The organism is Acinetobacter tjernbergiae DSM 14971 = CIP 107465, from assembly GCF_000374425.1.
In the GTDB taxonomy this organism is placed as follows: domain Bacteria; phylum Pseudomonadota; class Gammaproteobacteria; order Pseudomonadales; family Moraxellaceae; genus Acinetobacter; species Acinetobacter tjernbergiae.
Genome location: NZ_KB894360.1, coordinates 20,218 through 42,308 on the forward strand (window position 1 = coordinate 20,218; position 22,091 = coordinate 42,308).

Consider the following 22,091-nt stretch of genomic DNA (forward strand, 5'->3'; position numbering starts at 1 on the left):
TTAAGCTGCGCTGTTTTGTTCTGAGCTACGTTCTAAAATTGCTTGTTCAAATAAGCGTTGTTCTTTTTCTTTATGCTCTACCGAGAACCGGATCAACATAACTGAACTTGCTGAGATGACGACCAAACCACCTAAAACCATTAAACAAGTTTGAATATCAACCATACCTTTAAGTAAGAAACCTGCTGCAACTGCACCCACGTTTCCACCTGCTCCAATAATGCCAGCCACACCACCAAGCGCTTCACGATCAATAAATGGAACTAATGCATAAGTTGCGCCACATGCCATATGGGTAAACAACGCAAAGACTGTCATGCTAAGAATTGCGAGTGTTGCGCTGTTCATATGAGAAAACACCATAAGGAATAAACCTTCACCCAAAATCAATACAAACAAGATCTTAGTACGACCATCCAAACCTTTTTTAAGTGCAACTTTATCTGAAAGAATGCCACCAAAAGCACGAGCGAATAACGCTAACAAACCAAAGATTCCGGCAGCCATTCCCGCTTCTTTTAAACCAAAATCAAAGTTTTCTACGTAATACATTGCAATAATATTGTGCATAAAGATTTCGATACCGAAACATGCTGCATACGAGAAAAATAAGATCCACACACGATAGTTACGTGCCGCATGCATCAAAATTGCAAGACCACCTTTCTTTTCACTACCCGCAGCAACACCTTGTGCACGAAGCTCTTTAAAATCACCTTGTGGGCAATCTTGAGTAAATTTCCAGTAAAGAAAACCAACAATTACCATCATTACACCAGGAACAATCAGTGCAATTCTCCATCCCATCGCTTGCTCAACACCGAACATCACCAATGCTGAAAGAAGTAATGGCATCAATGCTTGAGTTACGCCACCACCTGCATTTCCCCAACCTGCTGAGGTTGCATTTGCAGTACCAACAACATTAGGTGCAAACATGATGCTCGTGTGGTATTGAGTGATAACAAAACTCGCACCAATTGCACCAATCAGCAAGCGGAAGAAAAGGAAAGATTCATAGCTATTTGCTGATGCGACACCAAATACGGGGATACTGCCAAGTAACAACAAAGCGGTATACGTCTTACGCGGTCCATATTTGTCACACAATGGCCCCACAACCAAACGAACTAAAATCGTGATTGCGACTGCTGCAATATTGATATTGGCGATTTGATCTTTGGTTAAATGAAATTCACCTGCGATAACTGGCATCAATGGTGCACATGCGAACCAAGCAAAGAAACAAACAAAGAAAGCAAGCCAACTCATGTGGAATGCTCGCATTGCTGGTGCGGAAAAGTTAAATAACTTTATTGATGTGGCTTTTTTCGCCGATAGATTCAAAGACATTGCCATCTCCTATACTGAACGTATACTGCTTTGTTGACACGAATCATTGTGTAAACAAACCGATCAGATCGGACATCGTTGGCCGTCTTACAAATTTAAAAGTCTTCTTTGACTTAACACCTAATAAGCAAATGCTGTGCCAAACAAATAAAATAAATCAAAAAAATAAGCTTAATTATTGTTTTATATTGTTTTTTAACAGAAAAACCCTTGGTTACAGCATCTACACACACCATATATATAGACGAAACAGACGTATGACCTGTTTTAAAGCACAATTCGGCGTGCTTCAAAACAACTCTTTTTACGCACCAAAAGAGAACACATTTGCTATTCAATCAACTTAATCTAAATTTTTATTTCGCTATCAAGTAAGCAGCGATACAATAAAGCGCAGAAATAATACGCCTATGGAGCGTTTGCACCGAATAAGAAATTTCCTTATGGCACTAATTTTGCTTCAAAAAAACACCCTCAGCACGTTATGCTAAATGTGCATATACCTACAGTTTGACTTTTATACTTATGCCGAAACTCAAGATCGCACTTATTGATGACGACCAGGCTCGGGCTGAATACATAAAAACCTGTTTAATTGAACATGACTTTGATGTAGTAGCTTGTTTCACTCTCGATCATCTTAATATTTTTAAATTAGAGCACCTTCAAGCGGATGTTATTTTGCTTGATATGGATCACCCTCATCGCGATGTGATCGAAAGTTGTGTCAGCAACTTTGATCTACCAACCGTTCTTTTTACCAAAAATACTGACCGAGACACGATTAAGCAGGCAATTGATGCTGGGATCACGGCATATATTGTCGATGGTATCGACCCGACTCGTTTACACACGATTTTAGATATTTCTATTGAACAGTATAAAAAACATAAAAAGTTAGAAGGCGATCTAAAAGATGCTAAAACCAAACTTGCTGACAGGAAAGATGTCGAAAAAGCCAAAGTTCTACTTATGCAATTACATGGTTTAACAGAAGATACTGCTTTTCAATTACTCCGAAAAAATGCCATGAGTCATCGCATGACGATTGGAGAAATGGCGCGCCGTTTATTGGATGCACAACAACTTTTAAATAACCAATTAAAGGATGAATAGATGAGCAGTTTAGAAAAAACCGAATTGCAACTAGGCTACATCCCTTTGCTTGATTGCATCGCCTTATTATGGGCAAAGCAACGTGGCTTTTTTGATGAAGTAGGTTTAAACGTTACATTAACAAAAGAGGCATCTTGGGCAAGCTTACGCGATCGTCTTGCTTTTGGTCTTTTAGATACCGCACATTGTCTATCCGCAATGCTCCCTGCCGCTGCCATTGGTGCTGATCAGATCGGGATTCAGTTACAAACACCTTTAGTGCTCAGTGAAAATCGAGCTTTTATTAGCTTAAGCCAAAAGCTCTGCTATCAATTAGGTATAAAGCAACAAGACCCAGTAGATGTATCAGCGAAGAAATTAATTGAATATATCAAACTAAGCAACCATGTTTCTTTAGGGCATGTCTTTAAAGATTCGATTCATCATTATTGTTTAAGAGAGTGGTTAGCATTAGCTGACCCTGAATTAGCACATTCAATCCATGTCAAAACCTTACCGCCTCCTTATATGGTCGAAGCACTCAGCAATCATCTGATTGATGGTTTCTGTGTCGGTGAGCCATGGAATACCCAAGCTGAACTGCAAGGCTTAAGTCAGATCGTCTGTTCTAGTCAAGACATTATCCCGAATGTTGCAGACAAAGTATTGGCAGTGACTCAAGAATGGGCACAACAACACCCTAATACACTTATTGCATTAACGAGTGCCATTATCAAAGCGCAACAAGAGCTTCGTATACTCGAAGATTTTGCACCAGTATGGGAACTTTTGGTTGAATTTGAAGTAATCCAGTTTAATTGTTCACCCAATATTCATGTTGAAAAATACTTTACCATTCAAAATATCATTCGCAATTTTGTACAAAATAGTGCAATGCCTAAAGTCACTGATTTTGAGTGGTTATTTCAACAGATGCAAAAATGGAATAATTCCCCTATCAGTTCAATACAATATACAAATGAAGCACAAAGTTGTCTTTTATCAGCAACGTATTTAGCTGCATCTAAACAGAACAAAATTTAAAGAAAAAAAAGCTGTCTTTAATAAAAAAGACAGCTTTGAAAAGACCCATAAGAGATTATACCAATCGAAAGAAGTCTCTTAAGTGACTATTATCTTATCGAAATACGGTTTATCTTTTTCGGACATTTTCATGTCATTAGCTGCCATACAAAACTTCACAATTCATCTTTTTTGCCAATACAATGGATTACCGAATGGATTAAATACGTTTCAGCTAGTTTAAACCTACCCTTGAACTCATCATAATTCGGTTCGTTCCACAAAAATCAAGATACTCTGCACGTTATGAGTATTTGTCAATATTACAAATACCAACCAACAATCTCCCACCCATACAAAAAAATATAAAACATTTAAAAACAATAATTTAAAATTAAAACAACCAACAAAAATAGATAAAAATGAATAATACGCATCTAATAGCAGTAAAAAGTTCCTCAACATACGTTTTATAAAAATTTGAGTATTTTTGGTCGATGACTTTAGAGTTACATAAATTACATGAACGAAATGAGGTAATTCAGTTTAGAATAGTGAAAAAATAAATTATCGGAAAATTTGTCATATTTTAACATTGCCAATTCCTTGCAAAGTTTTCATTATATGCAGCATGCTTGGTATGCAAATTTCTTCATTCATTAAAAGAAATCATAAGAAAAAATGCAGAATTTTGTGCCATAATAAGCAAACTTTGCAAGTATCTTGCAAAAAACATTTGCAGTTTTAGAATTGGAGCAAGCCGAATGAGCTCAACCATTTTGGTAATTCATGGACCGAATTTAAACTTGCTAGGAAAGCGTGAACCAGAGGTATATGGTTATCTCACTTTAGATGATATTAACCAACAGCTCATCGCTCAAGCTCAAAAAGAGTCAGTCATATTAGATACTTTTCAGAGTAATTGGGAAGGTGCGATTGTTGATCGCATTCATCAAGCACAAATTGAGGGCGTGAAATTTATCATTATCAACCCTGCTGCTTTAACCCATACTTCTGTTGCTTTACGCGATGCGCTTCTTGGTGTCGCTATTCCGTTTATTGAAGTTCATTTGTCGAATGTTCACGCTCGTGAAGCATTCCGCCATCATTCATATTTATCCGACAAAGCCATTGGCGTGATCTGTGGCTTAGGCGCAAAGGGTTATACTTTTGCTCTCGATTTTGCAATCGAAAAAATTCAATCTTCTAACTAATTTAAACATTTCAGGAATGCTCACTCATGGATATCCGTAAAATCAAGAAGCTCATCGACTTGATGATTGAATCTGACTTACAGGCGATTGAAGTTAAGGAAGGTGATCAATCCATCTCATTAACTCGTCCGACACCAGTGTATGCGACTGCAGTTGCAACAGCACCAACTATAACTGCTCCAAGTGCTCCAACAGCAAAAACCCCTCGTGGTGCTGTAGAAACATCACCTATGGTTGGTGTCTTCTATTCTGCACAAAGCCCTGGTGAAGCACCATTTGTGAATGTAGGTCAAACAATTTCTGCTGGTGAAACTTTAGGCATCATTGAAGCAATGAAAATCATGAACCCAATTGAAGCAACCAAGAGTGGTGTGATTGAAGAAATTTTGGTGAAAAATGGTGAAGTGATCCAGTTTGGTCAACCACTTTTCCGCTATCGCGCTTAATGAGTTTGGGGATTCCAATGTTGCAAAAAGTATTAATTGCAAACCGTGGTGAAATCGCTTTACGAATTACTCGGGCTTGTAAAACTCTTGGCATTAAAACGGTCGGTATTTATTCAGATGCTGACAAAGATTTAATGCACCTACGCTTTGTTGATGAGGCTGTATGTATTGGGCCAGGCACGAGTAGTGAGAGCTATTTGAATATTCCTGCAATTATTACTGCGGCAGAAATTACAGGTGCAGATGCCATTCACCCAGGATATGGCTTCTTATCCGAGAATGCTGAGTTTGCTGAGATTATCGAAAGCTCTGGTTTTATTTTCATTGGCCCTCGCCCTGAACACATTCGCCTTATGGGAAATAAAGTTTCAGCGATCATGGCAATGAAAAAATCTGGTGTACCAACTGTACCCGGCTCTGCTCATGCTGTTACAACCAATAATGCTCTTGCGGAAGCCAAAGAAATTGGCTTTCCTTTGATTGTTAAAGCAGCATCTGGTGGTGGTGGTCGTGGTATGCGTATTGTAGAACGTGTCGATACTTTACTAGAATCTGTTCAAGCAGCTCAACGTGATGCTGAAATGTGGTTTGGTGATGATACTGTCTATATGGAGCGTTTCTTACAGAAACCTCGTCACGTAGAAGTTCAAATTTTAGGTGATGGCAATGGCCACGCGATTCATTTATACGATCGTGATTGTTCTTTACAACGTCGCCACCAAAAAGTCTTAGAAGAAGCACCTGCACCAAATTTACCAGAGCAAGCACGTGCTGATATTCTAGAAGCATGTGTCAATGCATGTAAGCTTATGCAATATCGAGGTGCTGGCACATTTGAGTTCCTCTTTGAAGAAGGCGAATTCTTCTTTATTGAAATGAATACGCGAGTTCAAGTTGAACACCCTGTCACTGAAATGGTGACTGGGGTTGATATTATTGAGCAACAACTACGCATTGCTGCTGGTTTGGGTCTAGATATCGAACAACATCAGGTTGAAGTCAAAGGTCATGCGATTGAATGTCGTATTAATGCTGAAGACCCAACCACATTCTTACCATCACCAGGAAAAATCGAAAATTTCTATGCGCCAGGCGGTGCTGGTATTCGTCTAGACTCTCATATTTATCAAGGCTATAGTATCCCTCCTTATTATGATTCAATGATTGCAAAGTTGATTTCACATGGTAAAGATCGTGAGACTTCTTTAGCTCGTATGCGTCAAGCTTTAGACGAGATGATCCTAACGGGTATTAAAACCAATATCCCATTACATAAAGATCTTATTTTGCAGGATAAAAATTTCTGCGAACAAGCAATGGATATCCATTATCTTGAGAAACATTTACTTAAACAGTTAGAATCACAAACTGAAAAAGTTTAAATCCCAAAAACCTCTTATAAATTATAAGAGGTTTTTTTGTATCTAAACTTACTTTAAGGTAAAACGCGGCGCAAAGTTGCGAAGCACTTATCACCTTTTTCATTAGCGCAAAAATCAATCGTATGGTCATCTGCCCATTTCACAAAGTATTGAGAAACCTCACCCGTTTGATCTTGCATTTGTCCTGAACAATCCATCTGATTATTGTCATGTTTAATTTGTAAAACAAGAGCAGGTAAACGTTGCTTATGATCTTCAGATGGTTGATATTCATATAAACCATAAGACCACTCTTGCCCACTTTTGATAACAACCTCATTTATCCCACGAAAATTATAATACTCGACACACTTTTTATTATTCACAATTTCCATTCCCCATAACCCCATGATTTCTGGGCGGGTTGTAACGCGAATTGCATTTGCTTTAGCAAATTGTTCCGCAGTGTCTACTTGTTGTGCATTTTCTACTGTATTTGCCATAGTCCATGTTGAGCAAGCCCATAATAATCCAATAATATAAATATTTTTCATAGATTTAATTAAGTCGTAATCTAAACTGTGCAAGGCTTTAACTTAGCATATTTTTTGAGAAAAACATGCTTTCATAACCATATAAACACAATATTTTTAGCATGTAATTTATTTAATCGTTCTTCCTTTTTTCAGGTATCCTATTTTTTAACTTATACTTATTTTTACTTTATAACAATTCAGCTTCAAGGATGAAAGCAATGAAATTTTCTGAATACATTCAATATGATGGTTTAGGTTTAGCACAGTTAGTCAAGAACAAAGAGGTTCATGCATCAGAATTATTGCAGATCGCATTAGAACGAACAGATAAAGTCAATACAAAACTGAATGCCATTATTATTCCTATGTATGAACAAGCAAAGCAACGTACACAGCAGCAGTCATCTGGATTGTTTGCTGGCGTTCCTTTCTTAGTAAAAGACTTATTCCAAGAATATCAAGGTATACCCACCTCTTATGGAAGCCATGCGCTAAAAAAAATCAATTATACGCCTAACTTCAATGCTGAAATTGTTAATCGCTGGGAAAAAACAGGAATCATCACTTTTGGTCGTACCAATGTCCCTGAATTTGGAATAAAAGGAATTACCGAACCCGAGGCTTGGGGCTCATGTCATAACCCTTGGAATTTAAAGCACAATAGTGGAGGTTCTTCAGGTGGTTCAGGCTCAGCTGTTGCCGCTGGTTTGGTGCCAATTGCAGGTGCAGGTGATGGCGGTGGATCTATTCGTATCCCAGCTTCATATTGTGGTTTATTTGGATTAAAGCCAAGTCGAGGGCGTACGCCATGGGGCCCACAATATAGTGAAGCAATGCACGGCGCTGCAATGCAACATGTTCTATCCAAAACAGTTCGCGATAGTGCTGCCATGCTTGATGCTGTCCAAGGCTCTGAACAAACTTCACTTTTTAGAATAGAAGCACCTCAGCAAACGTATCTGGATGTGATTCAACACCCTCCTAAAAAACTAAGAATCGCATTTAATACCCAATCACCAATTGGCACAAAAGTTTCAAAAGACGCCATTCAAGCAGTCCAACAAACCGCTAAATTGTTGGAGTCTTTGGGACATATTGTGATTGAAGACCAGCCACAAATAAACGGCTTGGCATTGGCAAAAGATTTCGTGACAACTTGGTTTAGTCAGTTCTCGTATATGCAAGCGCAAATCAAACAGATTCAAGGTGCAACAGATCGTGATTTCGAACTTGATTCGGTCGCATTAGCTGCTTTTGGCTCAAAAACAACAGCGACAGAATATATTCACACACTCAATAATTGGGGACTTTATAGCACTCAGATGAATATCTTCTTTGAAAAGTATGATCTATATTTGACTCCAACAACAGCTTCAGTTGCTCCTAAGAATGGGGAAATTGCAACGCCAGCTTGGCAAAAACCAATCTTAAAAGGATTATTAAAGGTCGGTAAAGCGCATTATTTAGCACAAGGCAAATTGGTTGAAAAAATGGTACAAGAAAATTTAAGCTGGGTGCCTTTTACGCAATTAGCGAATGTCACAGGCTTACCTGCCATGTCTGTACCTTTATACTGGAATAAAAATGGCTTACCTTTAGGCAGTCAATTTATTGCACCATTTGGGCGTGAAGATCGATTGCTGCAACTAGCTACGCAATTAGAGCAAACCCAGCCATGGATGCCACAGTATAAAAACATTCAACTCTAATCTAGTTTCTGACTGCCGTTTCCACCTGATTCGGCAGCCATGCCACTAAAACTAAGCCCAAAAGAACAACCACACTTGCACATAAAAAAATTGTTGCTCCAGACAAATCTTGCCAATAACGCCCTGCTAACAAACTACCAGATGCCACACCCAAACCCCACATCGTACTATAAAGCGCTTGCCCCCGACCTTGTTGCTCCGCAGAAAAATTCTGAAAAATCACTTTCATTGCGATTAAATGAAACAAACCAAAACTAAAAGCATGTAAACATTGAGCAAACAACTGCCCTAGAAGATGTGTATTTAAGATACCAACCAAGAACCAACGTAAACTCGTGAGTATCAAACAAACGGCGACTAAAGTTCGCCACGAGAAACGTGTAAAAAAAACTTTTTGTGCTATGGCGAACATTGCAATTTCTGCAATGACACCTGTTGCCCATAAACTCCCAATTTGAGTGGTACTAAATCCGATTTCTTTTAGAAAATTACTATAAAAGCTATAAAATGGAGCTTGTGAAAACAATAAGATAAATTCAATTGCGAAAAATGCTGCCACAGCAGGTCGTTTTAGAATAGGTAACAAAGGTTGCAATTTTTTCTGCGAACTTGGTGCATGTTCAGGCTCTTTAATCGTGAATGACCATAAAAATGCAAGAAATGAAACTGATAATAATAAGATGGGTAGCATAGAAATAGGAATGACTTCTAATAAAGTACCAATGATAAAGACACCTAATATAAAACCAACCGACCCCCACTTTCTTACTTTTCCATAGTGTTCAGCCCGTTTTTCACCTAGCCAAAATAAAGTTACACCTTCAAATTGTGCCAAGATCGCATTTTGGAAAAAACTAAAAATCAGCATCAATAATGCAACTGACTGGAAACTATTCGGAATCACAAAAATTGCAAACCAAATACAAGCTTCCATCCATGTCGCAATACGGACAAGTAGCATTCGCTTACCCGATTTATCTGCAATCCAACCCCAAATCAAAGGTGCAAAAAAACGAGTGATAATCGCAATAGAAGATAGAATACCTATCTCTTGATAATTGAAACCCTGATCTTGAAGATACAAGTTCCAATAAGGCATAAATGTTCCAACGATTGAATAGTAGAACAGGTAAAAACCACCCAAGCGTGTTTGGATATTGAGGGATTGTAACAATTCAAAAGCCTTATTAATTCATGTGTATCGGATGGAAAGTGAGAAATCAGCCCAGATCAATTGATGTTGATTTTAGCTGATTTAAGAGAATAATTCTCAAGTCTAACAATTCATTACTTGTGATTAATGACTGTTCTTGGCATGGTTTGTTGATTGTTAAATTATAGGAATCCCTTGCCTATGGCGAGTCCAGCGCAAGCTATACGACATAAATTATTGAACACTTTCTTTTCAAGACATTCCGTCTGGCTTCTTTGTATTTTTATTGCTTTAAGTATTACTTGGTTTAAAACAATTTATACGCCACATACTATTTATTATTTCATTTCCGACACTTTGTTAAATGGAGTTTGGCTAACCACGAGTCTACTGAGCTTTGTTGGTTTATATGATTTGCTTCAAAAGAAACATGCAATTCTCAGAAATTATCCAATCTTAGGTCATTTTCGTTTTATCTTTGAAGATGTCCGTCCTGAGATTCGTCAATATTTCATTGAAGCCGATCAAGATGCTTTGCCATTTTCACGTATGCAGCGCAGCTTAGTTTATCAACGTGCCAAGAATGAAAATGCAGATAAACCCTTTGGCTCAATCATAGATGTATATGAGCCGAACTATCGCTTTATCGTTCATTCGATTACCCCATGTCCACCTGCAGATCCAGCTTCTTTCCGCGTTCAAATCGGTAATACCCAATGTAGCCAACCTTATAGCGCTTCAATCATGAACATCTCAGCCATGAGTTTTGGCAGTCTGAGTGCCAATGCGATTCGGGCTTTAAATAAAGGTGCACAGTTAGGTCACTTTTATCATGATACTGGTGAAGGAAGTTTAAGCCCTTATCACTTAGAAAATGGTGGTGATATTGTCTGGCAAATTGCCAGTGGTTATTTCGGATGCCGAACACCCGAAGGTTTATTTGATCCTGAGAAATTTGCCTTACAAGCAAAGAATCCTCAAATAAAAATGATTGAATTAAAACTTTCTCAAGGTGCAAAGCCTGGTCATGGAGGGATTTTACCAAAACATAAGATCACTGAAGAAATTTCTAGAATTCGAGGTGTCTCACGTGATTATGATTGTATTTCACCGTCTAAACACCCAAGTTTTAATACACCCATTGAAATGATGTATTTCATTCAAAAGCTCAGGGAACTTTCAGGAGGGAAACCCGTTGGCTTTAAGCTTTGTATTGGTCAACCGTGGCAGTTCATGAGTATTGTAAAAGCAATGCTAGAAACTAAAATTATTCCTGATTTTATTGTCGTCGATGGTTCTGAGGGTGGTACGGGTGCTGCACCAATTGAATTTAGTGACTATATTGGGACTCCCTTACGAGAAGGTTTGCGTTTTGTCCACAATACACTTATCGGTGCAGGTCTACGCAGCCAAGTTAAAATTGGTGCGAGTGGAAAAATTATCAGTGCTTTTGATATTGCCAGTACTTTTGCATTAGGGGCCGATTGGGTCAATTCAGCCCGCGGATTTATGTTTGCTGTGGGCTGTATCCAAGCACAAAGCTGCCATACCAATCAATGCCCAGTGGGTGTTGCGACTCAAGACAAAGATCGCCAAAAAGCAATTGATGTCCCAAGCAAAGCAGAACGTGTTTTTAATTTCCATAAAAATACACTTCACACCTTATCAGAAATGATCGCTGCCGCAGGTTTAAATCATCCATCTGATATTAAGGCACATCACTTAGCTCAGCGTATGAATGATCGTGAAATCAAAAACTATGCGCAAATTCATTTTTTCTTGAAGGAAAAAGAATTACTGCAAAGTGATTTACAAGATGATGAAAACTTCTACTACCGTATGTGGAAAATGGCGAATGCCGAGACCTTTTAAGACATCTATAAAAAGCCACGGACAAGGTGGCTTTTTATTCACATGAATGAATCTTAGACTATTTAACGACTAATCAAACGATAAATGCCGAAAATGACAACCATAAAAATTAATAGGAATTTTAAATAATATATCCAATTGTATATTATTGCTTTCCCTTGCCAAATTTGCACTTCAACAGATTGAAACTGAAAATTTGCCGCTTCCATCAGCTCAGCATGGACATTATAAACCATACCATTGCTTTTCTCACTGACAGAAAATGGATCTGAACCAATCACCAATAAGACAGGCTCATTGACATCATAATTATGCCCATCATCTTCTTGAAAGACTTCAGGATGATAACCATTTGACGATTCGCTTTGCACACCACCAATCCATTTTAATTCCACCTGACCTTCTTGCGTTGCCGTGCCTTTTGCAACGATCACGAAACGATAAGGATTTCTAGCATGATCACCTTCAAAGCTAATACCCACACTTGGTCGATCAAATGTATCTTTCGGTTTTGTGATGATCGCTTGGTTTAATGCTTGAATTTCAGTTGGTGTTAGTATAACGGAGTTGACTAAATTCTCACCATACTCTCCTATACGAGGTTCATGCTTCGACTGTCCACAAGCGGGCAAGCCTACAACTGCTATCAGTAACAAGCCGATTGCAAACGTTCGATGTTTCAAATTTAGAAATTGCTTCATTTTTTCATCTTATTTTAAAAAACACCGACTGTGATATGGTTATTCAGCATCCAACGAATGACTGGCCCCTGCTGTTCCATCGGTAATGACAAAATATATTCAAAAGTCCGTGCCACTACTTCGCATTGCTTATTCTTATCTTTGGCAGTTTCTCCTGCATTCAATAGATCTACATCCGCTACGTAGTCCTGTCGTAATTTTTCAGCGATCTTTGACCATGCCTCGGGTGCTTGCATCCGTTCCACGATCGAGCGTGTGCCCTGATGAGTCAAGATGTAAGTCAAAGCTGCTGCTGTTTGTTGTTGGGTCGATTGACTCAACAAAGCCCTACGCTCATCTGGGCTTGTTTTGCTATACAAGGGAAATGAAATAGGAAAGCAATTCCCTTTACGTTTGGCATCATACAATTGTTGTAAATACGCATTTGCCCATAATCTTTGTCCTTCATCGTCCGCTTGTTTTTCTACAATCTCACGAAGCTTCCACCACAGGGTGCTACTTACGGCAGCGACCATTTCTTGTGATTGAATGGATGAATTTGCAGTCTGCTGAATACTTTCGTATTCTTTCACAGCATGTTGCTTCAATGGTTGTAATAAAACAATCTGATCCAATGCGCCCTGTCGCTGCTGAATTGGTGTATTCTGCGTAGAACTAGTTGGCTCAATATCGTGTTTTGAGCAACGATTTAATAAAAAAAAAGTTGCGAAGATGACCCCAATAACAATTAATGCTGCTTTCATTAGTCTCTACCATTTTTACTTTTAATAACTAAACTTGAGACGCAAAGCTTTTACTTAACGCTTTAACGGACAGCTTGGAGTTGTCTGAGTAAGCAACATATTTGTGGCTGCATTACAACTCAAATAAATACTTCCATCTTCTGCACAAATTCTTGCTGCATAGAATTGACTATTATTTTCAACTAGTTGTGTAGGTCTATCAGCATAACGCGCCATTCTTTGTAAAGCCACAAGTCGTTGTTTACACTCCGCAAAGGCAATCATTGCTCTTTGGTACTCAGATTTCTGTGCGACAACCATTGTTTTATTACTGACTAAATCTTGAGTATAAGCATTTTTTTCAGACACTCTCGCCTGTTCACGTTGCTGCTCTATTGAACGACAATTCCCCGTAAAGCCATCAGCCACAGAGCCAGTGCATGCTGTTCTTTGGGTTGCTTTTGCTGAACATGGTCGACTTTGATAAGTTGTTCCCTGACTCGTTACACACTTGTATAATTCCTCTGCAAATACAGGTGTACAAACAGTTAACAAGCCTAAAATATAAAAGAACTTAAGTATGATCTCTTTCATATCCCCTCCGCATATTTAATTTATCAATATTTTTCTATGATATTAAAATTTAGGTATTCACTTCGGTTATCACATTAATAGTAATAGTGATTAGGTTTTGCATGCAAAAATGCAGGGATTAGACCTGTGAGTGCAGCGCGAATATCTGCACGCTCATTAATCAATTGATGTGAACCTTCTTCTAACATCAATAACGTCTGCAATCTAAACTTACGGCGAATATATTCAATGTTATAACGCCAATCAACCGTTTGGTCGAGTGCGCCTTGAGCTAACCAAACAGGAATCCGACATGCTGGTCGTTGCTCCATCTCCAACATCCATTTTGACATCGCAAGAATCCAATCCATTCCCATCATTCGAGGTTGAAGTGGATCAGTTAAACGAATAAATCTCAAAAATTCAGGATTATGATTGTTCCGACGGAAATGTCGTGGCACTTGGCTTTTAATACGGCGAATAATTCCTAAACCAACAGAGTTGTGCCACCAAGCTGTTTTTGCTGGACGAATCAAGGGAGATAATAACAATACACGATCTACGATTGGATCTTCTCGACGTTCAGCGAACTCAAGTAAATGATGCATCCAAATTGCACCGCCTGTACTTTGCCCTATCCCCAACCATGGTCTTGGTAATTGTTTTGCACTACGAACCACATCATAAACCGCATGTAATACTTGCTGATAATGATCAAAATTTTGAATACTGGCAGGAGAACCATTACTTAAACCATGTCCTGGAAGATCGTAAGTAACAACACTAAATCCTTGCTCAAGAATTTCTTTAATAATGGGCTGATAAATCCCACTATGTTCCAAATACCCATGCAACAAACACACAGTACCCTGAACTTTTGCTTGTGTCGGCTGAAAAACTTGTACATGCAAACGGAATAAAGGCATTTCTACATAGCCTTGCCAATGCTCACAATCAAGTAAATGTAAACCGTAAAGTTTTCGATATGCTTGTAAGGCTTTTGAAGGTTCTGTTAGTGTTGATAAATCAAGAGGCTCTAACAGTTGAGGCGTTGTTTCTCGATTCGGAATCGGTAAATCAAGTTGTTTTAAAATTGTCGGATTTAAAAAGGGAATATTAGACATATTATGGTATCTCTCGACAATCACTTGAGCCAAACAGCGTATCACGAATCGTTGCAAGCATTTCATAGTTAGCACGACGACTATGATCATAGTTTTGTGCACTTGGCTGCCAATCGGTCAAGGTTGTTGGCATCGGCGCATTTACAGGCACTGTTTCAATTCCATTAAGTGCGAATAAACGTCGCGTGCGTGGCATATGATATTCATCCGTGATCAAGATGATTGTTGGCGCCCCGCCTTTCTTTTGCAGTAATAATGAACTAAACCGAGAGTTTTCGCAGGTATTCATACTTCTATTTTCAAGAAGTTTTGCTTCAATACCTCGCTTTTTGAGCCAAGCTTGCATATAAGGTGCTTCTACACCACTCAATACAATAGGTAGCGGATATTGCTTTTCAACCTGTAAAGTTTTTTCCAAACGTAAGCGTGTATAGTTATTCACCACAATATCTTTGCCATTTGCACCAAGCGTCAAACCACCACCTAAAACCACAATTGCATAGGGCTGGGCAACGCCTTGAGATTCATTCACACCATCTTTATTTTTTTTCAACTCCACCAAATCTTTATTGGTTTCATCTTTTTCATCCTGATCAATTGGCAATTCAACCGGATAAGTTTCTAAAAAAGCAACATACTTCCCCATTAATGCCTGATTATCAGGCGTATTCCACTGTAAGAACTCCATCGGTGTACTTGCTGCTACAGCAGAACGCTCTTGATCCTGTTCTGATTTCTCAGTCATTAATGGAATACTTGTTGGCTTATTTTCCTCTGCATTTTCACGCTCTTGCTCTTTGATAATGAGTTGCTGTAGCAATTTATAACGCGCTTGGATTAACCTTAAATCTTCAGGTTTTTCAGATTGAAAGGTTTTTTCCATTAATTTTAGATACGCTTGTCGAGCAATCCACAAATTAGAGCCAGGCTCTAAAGTTTCATGTTCACTCAATGCCCCTGCTTTCTGACTTTGGGCAGCAACTTCATTCACATCTACAGGAACAAAGTGATTTAAACCTTTAACAACCAATTGGGAATAAAATGGCGAATATAAAAAAAGTACAAAGCAGCCTAATGGTACAAATAATATGGTTATTATGCGTACCAAACCAACTATCCAACGTACTTTAGCCATAAAATTCCTCATGCATGATGAGCTTGGATCAAACCTTGTTCACTATATAACACAGGTTCAGGTTCTAACTGAATATTAAACTTTTGTTTTACATCACTTTGTACAGTTTGGTAGGTGTTTTTTACATCCGCCAGTGTAGCATCTGCATAATTCACCAAAACCAATGCCTGTTTATGAAACATTCCAACTGAACCCAATTGTTTACCTTTCCAGCCTGTTTGATCAATCAACCAACCCGCAGCCACTTTAACATTGCTATTTGCTTGTAAATAATGGGGAATATTTGGAAATTGTTGAGAAATTTTGTCAAATTCTGCGGCTGTCAAAATTGGGTTTTTAAAAAAGCTTCCAACATTCGGGTATTCTTTGGGATTTGGCAATTTACTTTGACGAATATGAATCACTTGATTTTGTAAGTTTTCTGCCGTTTGATCATCACCAACAGCTTGTTTAAGATCGCCATAACTCAGCTTCAAATCCGCTTTTCTTAATAGTTTGAAGGTGACACTAACGATGATATAGCGATTTGGATGATCTTTAAAAATACTATGTCGATAAGCAAAATGGCAATCCTGTGGTGAAATCGAGTTAAACTGTTTGAGTTCACGATCATAGACTTGTACAGATTCGATAAACTCACCCACTTCAACGCCGTAAGCACCAATATTTTGTACAGGAGATGCGCCGACTAAACCAGGAATCAAAGCAAGATTTTGTAAACCAAACCACTGCTGCTGTGTACTATACAAAACAAAATCATGCCAAACTTGACCCGCACCTACTTTGACCGTAATCGTATTTTCGTCTTCAGCAACTACATCAATACCTTGAATGTTTAAATGCAAAACTAAAGCTTGAATATGTTGTGACAACAGCACATTACTGCCACCAGATAAAATCAATACATTCAAATGTTGTTGTTCAGCAAATGCTAAAGCATCAATTACATCACTTGGCTGATTGATCTGCACATAATGCGAAGTCATCGCATTCAGATTTAAGGTATTTAAGTTTTTAAGCTGAACCTGTTCGTGTACACGCATATTAAATTAAACCCGATTACCCTGCTTTCATCTGCTTTTTAAAAATATTGACCCATGCTTGGCTACTTGATTCACATTGATCAAGCACTCGATCAAAACCATCTGCCCCACCATAATAAGGGTCTGGAACTGCTTGCTGTGTAAAACGAGGATCATGTTCACTCATCAAAGCAATTTTGGCTCTTATCCGCCCAACACCAAATTGACGGACAGCTTTAGACATGAGTACCTGAATATTCTCAAAATTTTCATGATCCATCGCAAGCATCAGGTCAAACTCAACAAAATCATTTAAGCTAATTTGTCTTGCTCGTAAAGTAGATAAATCATAGCCACGCTTTATGGCATGCTTCTGACTACGTAAATCAGGTGCTTTGTTTGGGTGATAATTACTTGTCCCTGCTGAATCGACAACAATATCAAGACTATGCGCATCACAATAATGTCTGAGAATTGCCTCTGCTGTTGGAGAACGGCAAATATTTCCTAAACAGACACATAACACCTTATACGGCGTTTTGGACAGCATAATCACCTCAAAATTACACTTTTTAAGAGAGTCTTATGTTAATTTATTTGGACAATGAAACCTATAGCCACATGATATAAAAATGTTGTATTTATTATGAAAAATAAGGATGTATGTATGAACTCATTTCAGTTTCAAACCGTTCCCAACATCATCGCGGGGCTAGGTTCTATACAAGAACTTAAAAATGTTTTAACTCAGAAAGACTATCATAAAGCCTTATTGGTTACTGATACAGGTATGATTCAACATCAACTGCACCTACCAATCTTAAAGATTTTAGAACAAATCAAGCTTAAACATATTATTTATTCGGATATCCAAGCTGACCCAGCTGAACACATTGTGTTAGAAGCGGTTGATTTTGCAAAACAAGAGAAAATTGATGTCATCATTGGTTTCGGTGGTGGCAGCTCGATGGATGTTGCTAAGATCATTGCCTTACTTGCTCATCCCGAACAGCAGCAACATCTGAGTGAAATATATGGCGTTAATCAAGCCCAAGCACCTCGTTTGCCCCTCATACTAATCCCAACAACTGCTGGAACAGGCTCGGAAGTCACCCCGATCTCGATCGTAACCACTGGCGCAACCACAAAAATGGGCGTGGTTTCTCCAATTCTATATGCAGATGTCGCAATTTTAGATGCAACATTTACGCAAGGCTTACCTGCTCATATCACAGCGGCAACAGGTATTGATGCAATGGTTCATGCTATAGAAGCCTATACCTCCAATATCAAAAAGAACTTTTATGCAGATATATTGGCTAAAAATGCACTGAAATTATTGAATCACAATTTAACAAAAGTATTAAAAAATGGAGCTGATCTAGAAGCACGGCAAAATATGTTGGTCGGTTCCATGTTAGCGGGTCAAGCATTTGCGAATGCGCCCGTGGGTGCTGTTCATGCACTCGCTTATCCACTAGGTGGGCACTTCCATCTTTCACATGGACATAGCAATGCTTTGGTGCTTGTGGAGGTGTTAAAATTTAATGCCCCTAAAGCTAAGCAATATTATGCAGAACTCATGCAACTGTTAGATCCACGTAGTACAGGCTGTACGGATGGTTTGTGTGATCTATTTATTGATCATATGCAAAACCATTTAGATCAGAGTGGTTTAACCTTAAAATTAAAGAACTTAGATATTCCTGAGGCAAAACTTCCTCAACTCGCAAAGGATGCTTTGCTACAAACCAGACTCTTGCAAAATAATCCAAGAGAACTAACCGAACAAGATGCGTTACAGATTTATCAGGCGATTTATGCATGACCAAACCTATTTTAAAAACACGAGAGCAATTTAAGTTTTTCTTCCCGATCCAAACTCGTTGGGCAGATAATGATATTTATGGTCATGTGAATAACGTGACCTACTATAGCTATTTCGATACTGCGGCAAACTCATTACTGATTCAAAAAACGGGTTTTGATATTCACAATAGTAAAATTATAGGACTAGTTGTTGACTCTGCATGTAGTTTCTTACAAGAGTTGTCATTTCCTGAAACAGTTGAAGTTGGCGTTGCGATTGGAAAAATCGGCAACTCCTCGCTTAGATATGAATTGGCCATTTTTAAACAAGATCAATTTGAAGCGGCAGCACAAGGACATTTCGTGCATGTGTTTGTAGATCGTGAAAATCGAAAAAGTACAGCAATTCCTGAAAACATGCGAAATATTTTACAAGAATATCTTTTATCTATTTCTTAAATAAACCTGCCGACATGATTGCTATAACCATGTCGGCAGGTTTTAACATTACTTTTTAGATATGTGGCAATACATATGGCACGATATCTTGGAAAGTACGACCATGTACATTCTCACCAATCGCATGCATTTTCCACGCGTCATTATGGCGATAGATTTTCGCAATAATTAGACCTGTATGACCGCCTTGTGAAGACAATTTGTAACTCGCAATTTGTTGATTACTTGCTTGATCAACCAAACGACAGAATGCATTTTCTACTTTTTCAAAAGTTTGACCACGGAAACTACTCACCGTAAAAACCAATGATTTCACTTGACTTGGCACTTGCGTCAGATTCACACGAATAACTTCATCATCGCCATCACCCGCACCTGTGAGATTATCGCCAGAATGGGTAATACTGCCATCCTTACTGCGTAATTGCCCAAAATAAACAACATCGACAACTTGTTTATTCTCATCAAACAAAATCACTGAGGCATCAAGGTCAATATCTGCACTACCACCACCAAAACCTAAAAAGCCTTTACTCTTGGCAACATCCCAACCAACACCAAGAAAAATTTGTTGTAAGCTGCTACCATCTGCTTTTTGCAAATTGATTTTTTGCCCTTTTTCTAAATTAATCGCCATCATTAAGTCCTCTTTGTTAAATGAATGTTTTAAATGATTTTTCGTTGTAAAAATTACTGATTTGAACGTGGACTCAATTTGCTTTGTAACCATGCAAGAAGATTTTGGCGATTACGCGAACAAATAACAACTTTGCCTTTACCTGAAAAACGTAACACCATACCCTCACCACTCATGACACTATTCATCAAATTACCTAAGAGTCCACTACTCTGTGAGGTAGAAACAGATAAACTGTAATTTAGGCGTGAATCCCAACACACGACATGACCGTTATCAATAATTACATCTTTATTCGGCTCAACTTCTAGCTCAAATAAAGTCCCACACCCCGAGACGACAACTTGCCCCTGTCCACTGGTTTCCATCACCAAAAAACCACCTGTGTTTCCGAAAAATGCACCACCAATACTACTATTGAGCCTTGCTTTAACTTCGACAGAATCATGTGCCGCGACAAATGCTCCGTCACTCAGCAAGTACTGTGTTGCACCGACATCTAAGATTTGCATATCACCATCGAGTGCAGCAGAAAGTAAACAATCCCCATCTCCGCGTACCGCTTCAATATGTTGTTGAAATAATGATTCATCATTAGCAAAACGGCGCAATAAGGATTGCATTAAACCTCCTTGTAAACGTCCTTTGAGTTCCAATGAATCTTCCATCATCACCATGGCATTACTTTCACAATAAATCTTATCGCCACGGCGCATCGCAACATGTAAGAAAGGTTCTGGCGAACCGACTAAACTAAATTGAGCCATATTATCTAATCCTTAATTCTCAATAATCTGATGTTGTTTTGCAGCTTTCAACCAATCAGGAAATTCTTCTAACAACAATTCATATAGACGTTCATCTGAAACACTATCAATTCGATCTAAACTAAAAAAATTACAGTTATCAACCACTCGCCCTTTCAGATCATCTATTTTTTCTAATGCGCCGTAATCTCGCCCACCAATACCAACAAACTGCCAAAAAATTGGCAATTTTGCAGCTTGGGTTAAGATTTTTTGCATTTCTCTTCGACTGCCTACACCACCATCCGAAACAAAGAGTACAAAAGTGGGAATTTTATCTGTGAATTTTTGATAATAATCAATGACTGCCTCAATGGCTGGAATCTCTTGATTGAAGCGAGCGCCAACTTGCCAATTTTTCCAGCCTTGTTGGGTCGTATTAATAAAGTCATTTACATTGCTTAGTGTGACTTCATCTAGCTGTGTTGTTTTAGCTGCAAATGCCCAACACTCAAAGCTTCCATCATTATCAAAATGAATCGCTAAAGGCATTAAACGATTCACCACTTTCTGAACATCACCACGGCGATATTGTCCATCCATCGAACCAGATGCATCTAAAACGAGGGCAACACGAGCCGTTATTCCAAGTAAATTTTTCTTTTCTAACTGAACCAATGATTTTTTGGTCAAGTCAATAATCGAAGCATTGCCTGTTTTTTCTGCTTTTTCTAAAGACAATTTTTTCTTTAAATCAATATTGGTTAATGGTGGTAGGGTGACTTGAGGAGCAGTTTCTTCTGCAACTTCCCCACCAAAATGTTGAATCAATGCAGCCAAACCCGCACTAAAACCTTGCCCATTAGCAGCTAATCGCCAAATATTATCTTTGCGATAAATTTCGATCAGCATTGCAGCACGTTCCTGATCAAACATATGACCATCAAGCCTAAATTCAGCAACGACTTGCTGCTGTAAATTCAGGACGTGGACTAAGATCTGTTGAGCCTGTGACATCACTGCCTGACCATCAATAGCAATGGTCATCACTAAATGCTGAATCGTCGACGGTAATTGTGTTAAATCAACCGAAAAACGACTAGACTGAGCTTGATTATCCGTTAATTGCACTGCTTGGCATGGCGTTTTAGGCTGATTATAGAACGTCATATAACGTTCATCGCTTAATTTATACGCTGGATCTAATCCAAAATTGGCGATATCTAAAGTAAAATTGGCTTGATATTGAATGTGAATATAAAAAGAACTTTGTCCTTGTAAAAGATCATCTAATTTAATTTTTTGCCCACGAATTAAACTCAGCATATGACACAATTGCCTATTTTTTCATTTATATTTTATAGTAATGATCAGAAGACAATACCGAAGTATCATCCTCTG

General features: G+C 38.4%; 22 protein-coding genes. 9 read left to right on the top strand and 13 right to left on the bottom strand.

Annotated features, from left to right (window positions below; genetic code table 11):
* On the bottom strand, positions 1-1,353 hold the full coding sequence (locus tag C502_RS0107315; protein ID WP_018678181.1) for an MFS transporter: 1,353 nt from the start codon (positions 1,351-1,353) through the stop codon (positions 1-3).
* A 525-nt stretch (positions 1,354-1,878) separates the two neighbouring features.
* Between C502_RS0107315 and C502_RS0107320 the strand changes: the two genes are divergently transcribed.
* The 5 genes from C502_RS0107320 to accC all read left to right on the top strand — a co-directional run bounded on the left by C502_RS0107320 (position 1,879) and on the right by accC (position 6,513).
* Positions 1,879-2,469 (top strand): ANTAR domain-containing response regulator, encoded by a 591-nt coding sequence (locus tag C502_RS0107320; protein WP_018678182.1) that lies wholly within the window; start codon positions 1,879-1,881, stop codon positions 2,467-2,469.
* Complete coding sequence (locus C502_RS0107325; RefSeq protein WP_018678183.1) at positions 2,470-3,492, top strand: ABC transporter substrate-binding protein; 1,023 nt, start codon at positions 2,470-2,472, stop codon at positions 3,490-3,492.
* A gap of 743 nt (positions 3,493-4,235) precedes the next feature.
* Positions 4,236-4,685, top strand: coding sequence for a type II 3-dehydroquinate dehydratase (aroQ, locus tag C502_RS0107335; RefSeq protein WP_018678185.1), 450 nt, complete (start codon positions 4,236-4,238; stop codon positions 4,683-4,685).
* Between the two features lie 26 nt (positions 4,686-4,711).
* Positions 4,712-5,131, top strand: coding sequence for an acetyl-CoA carboxylase biotin carboxyl carrier protein (gene accB, locus C502_RS0107340; RefSeq protein ID WP_018678186.1), 420 nt, complete (start codon positions 4,712-4,714; stop codon positions 5,129-5,131).
* Between the two features lie 17 nt (positions 5,132-5,148).
* Entirely contained in the window at positions 5,149-6,513 is a 1,365-nt protein-coding gene (gene accC / locus C502_RS0107345; protein ID WP_018678187.1) for an acetyl-CoA carboxylase biotin carboxylase subunit, read from the top strand.
* A 53-nt stretch (positions 6,514-6,566) separates the two neighbouring features.
* On the opposite strand, the gene C502_RS0107350 is transcribed toward accC, so the two are convergent.
* Positions 6,567-7,046, bottom strand: a complete 480-nt coding sequence (locus tag C502_RS0107350; RefSeq protein WP_023274734.1) for a hypothetical protein — start codon at positions 7,044-7,046, stop codon at positions 6,567-6,569.
* Between the two features lie 200 nt (positions 7,047-7,246).
* Between C502_RS0107350 and C502_RS0107355 the strand changes: the two genes are divergently transcribed.
* On the top strand, positions 7,247-8,737 hold the full coding sequence (locus tag C502_RS0107355) for an amidase (RefSeq protein WP_018678189.1): 1,491 nt from the start codon (positions 7,247-7,249) through the stop codon (positions 8,735-8,737).
* A gap of 1 nt (position 8,738) precedes the next feature.
* Here C502_RS0107355 and C502_RS0107360 read toward each other — a convergent pair whose 3' ends face one another.
* The gene (locus C502_RS0107360) at positions 8,739-9,911 is read right to left on the bottom strand and encodes an MFS transporter (RefSeq protein ID WP_174428844.1); all 1,173 of its coding nucleotides are present in this window, start codon (positions 9,909-9,911) and stop codon (positions 8,739-8,741) included.
* Positions 9,912-10,091: 180 nt separating this feature from the next.
* Between C502_RS0107360 and C502_RS0107365 the strand changes: the two genes are divergently transcribed.
* Positions 10,092-11,762 (top strand): FMN-binding glutamate synthase family protein, encoded by a 1,671-nt coding sequence (locus tag C502_RS0107365; protein WP_018678191.1) that lies wholly within the window; start codon positions 10,092-10,094, stop codon positions 11,760-11,762.
* 62 nt (positions 11,763-11,824) lie between these two features.
* Here C502_RS0107365 and C502_RS0107370 read toward each other — a convergent pair whose 3' ends face one another.
* The 7 genes from C502_RS0107370 to C502_RS0107400 all read right to left on the bottom strand — a co-directional run bounded on the left by C502_RS0107370 (position 11,825) and on the right by C502_RS0107400 (position 17,589).
* Complete coding sequence (locus C502_RS0107370; protein WP_018678192.1) at positions 11,825-12,463, bottom strand: hypothetical protein; 639 nt, start codon at positions 12,461-12,463, stop codon at positions 11,825-11,827.
* A 14-nt stretch (positions 12,464-12,477) separates the two neighbouring features.
* On the bottom strand, positions 12,478-13,206 hold the full coding sequence (locus tag C502_RS0107375) for a hypothetical protein (protein ID WP_018678193.1): 729 nt from the start codon (positions 13,204-13,206) through the stop codon (positions 12,478-12,480).
* Between the two features lie 54 nt (positions 13,207-13,260).
* Positions 13,261-13,779 carry a DUF4124 domain-containing protein gene (locus C502_RS0107380; protein WP_018678194.1) on the bottom strand — a complete coding sequence of 173 codons (519 nt, stop codon included), beginning with the start codon at positions 13,777-13,779 and terminating at the stop codon, positions 13,261-13,263.
* A 74-nt stretch (positions 13,780-13,853) separates the two neighbouring features.
* On the bottom strand, positions 13,854-14,882 hold the full coding sequence (locus tag C502_RS0107385; protein ID WP_018678195.1) for an alpha/beta hydrolase: 1,029 nt from the start codon (positions 14,880-14,882) through the stop codon (positions 13,854-13,856).
* 1 nt (position 14,883) lies between these two features.
* Complete coding sequence (locus C502_RS0107390; RefSeq protein WP_018678196.1) at positions 14,884-16,017, bottom strand: YdcF family protein; 1,134 nt, start codon at positions 16,015-16,017, stop codon at positions 14,884-14,886.
* Positions 16,018-16,025: 8 nt separating this feature from the next.
* The gene (murB, locus tag C502_RS0107395; RefSeq protein WP_018678197.1) at positions 16,026-17,060 is read right to left on the bottom strand and encodes a UDP-N-acetylmuramate dehydrogenase; all 1,035 of its coding nucleotides are present in this window, start codon (positions 17,058-17,060) and stop codon (positions 16,026-16,028) included.
* A gap of 16 nt (positions 17,061-17,076) precedes the next feature.
* The gene (locus C502_RS0107400) at positions 17,077-17,589 is read right to left on the bottom strand and encodes a low molecular weight protein-tyrosine-phosphatase (RefSeq protein ID WP_018678198.1); all 513 of its coding nucleotides are present in this window, start codon (positions 17,587-17,589) and stop codon (positions 17,077-17,079) included.
* 117 nt (positions 17,590-17,706) lie between these two features.
* Here C502_RS0107400 and C502_RS0107405 point away from each other — a divergent pair, with 117 nt between their 5' ends.
* Both C502_RS0107405 and C502_RS0107410 read left to right on the top strand, forming a co-directional pair.
* Positions 17,707-18,867, top strand: coding sequence for an iron-containing alcohol dehydrogenase (locus tag C502_RS0107405; RefSeq protein WP_018678199.1), 1,161 nt, complete (start codon positions 17,707-17,709; stop codon positions 18,865-18,867).
* A complete protein-coding gene (locus C502_RS0107410; RefSeq protein ID WP_018678200.1) occupies positions 18,864-19,307 on the top strand; it encodes an acyl-CoA thioesterase in 444 nt (147 codons plus the stop codon). Before C502_RS0107405 ends, C502_RS0107410 begins: the two co-directional genes overlap by 4 nt.
* A 55-nt stretch (positions 19,308-19,362) precedes the next feature.
* Here C502_RS0107410 and C502_RS0107415 read toward each other — a convergent pair whose 3' ends face one another.
* The 3 genes from C502_RS0107415 to C502_RS0107425 are packed head-to-tail and all read right to left on the bottom strand — an operon-like array spanning position 19,363 to position 22,016.
* On the bottom strand, positions 19,363-19,944 hold the full coding sequence (locus C502_RS0107415; protein WP_026315763.1) for a TerD family protein: 582 nt from the start codon (positions 19,942-19,944) through the stop codon (positions 19,363-19,365).
* A gap of 53 nt (positions 19,945-19,997) precedes the next feature.
* A complete protein-coding gene (locus C502_RS0107420; RefSeq protein ID WP_018678202.1) occupies positions 19,998-20,711 on the bottom strand; it encodes a TIGR00266 family protein in 714 nt (237 codons plus the stop codon).
* A 12-nt stretch (positions 20,712-20,723) separates the two neighbouring features.
* Positions 20,724-22,016, bottom strand: a complete 1,293-nt coding sequence (locus C502_RS0107425; protein ID WP_018678203.1) for a VWA domain-containing protein — start codon at positions 22,014-22,016, stop codon at positions 20,724-20,726.
* Positions 22,017-22,091: the final 75 nt, after the last annotated feature.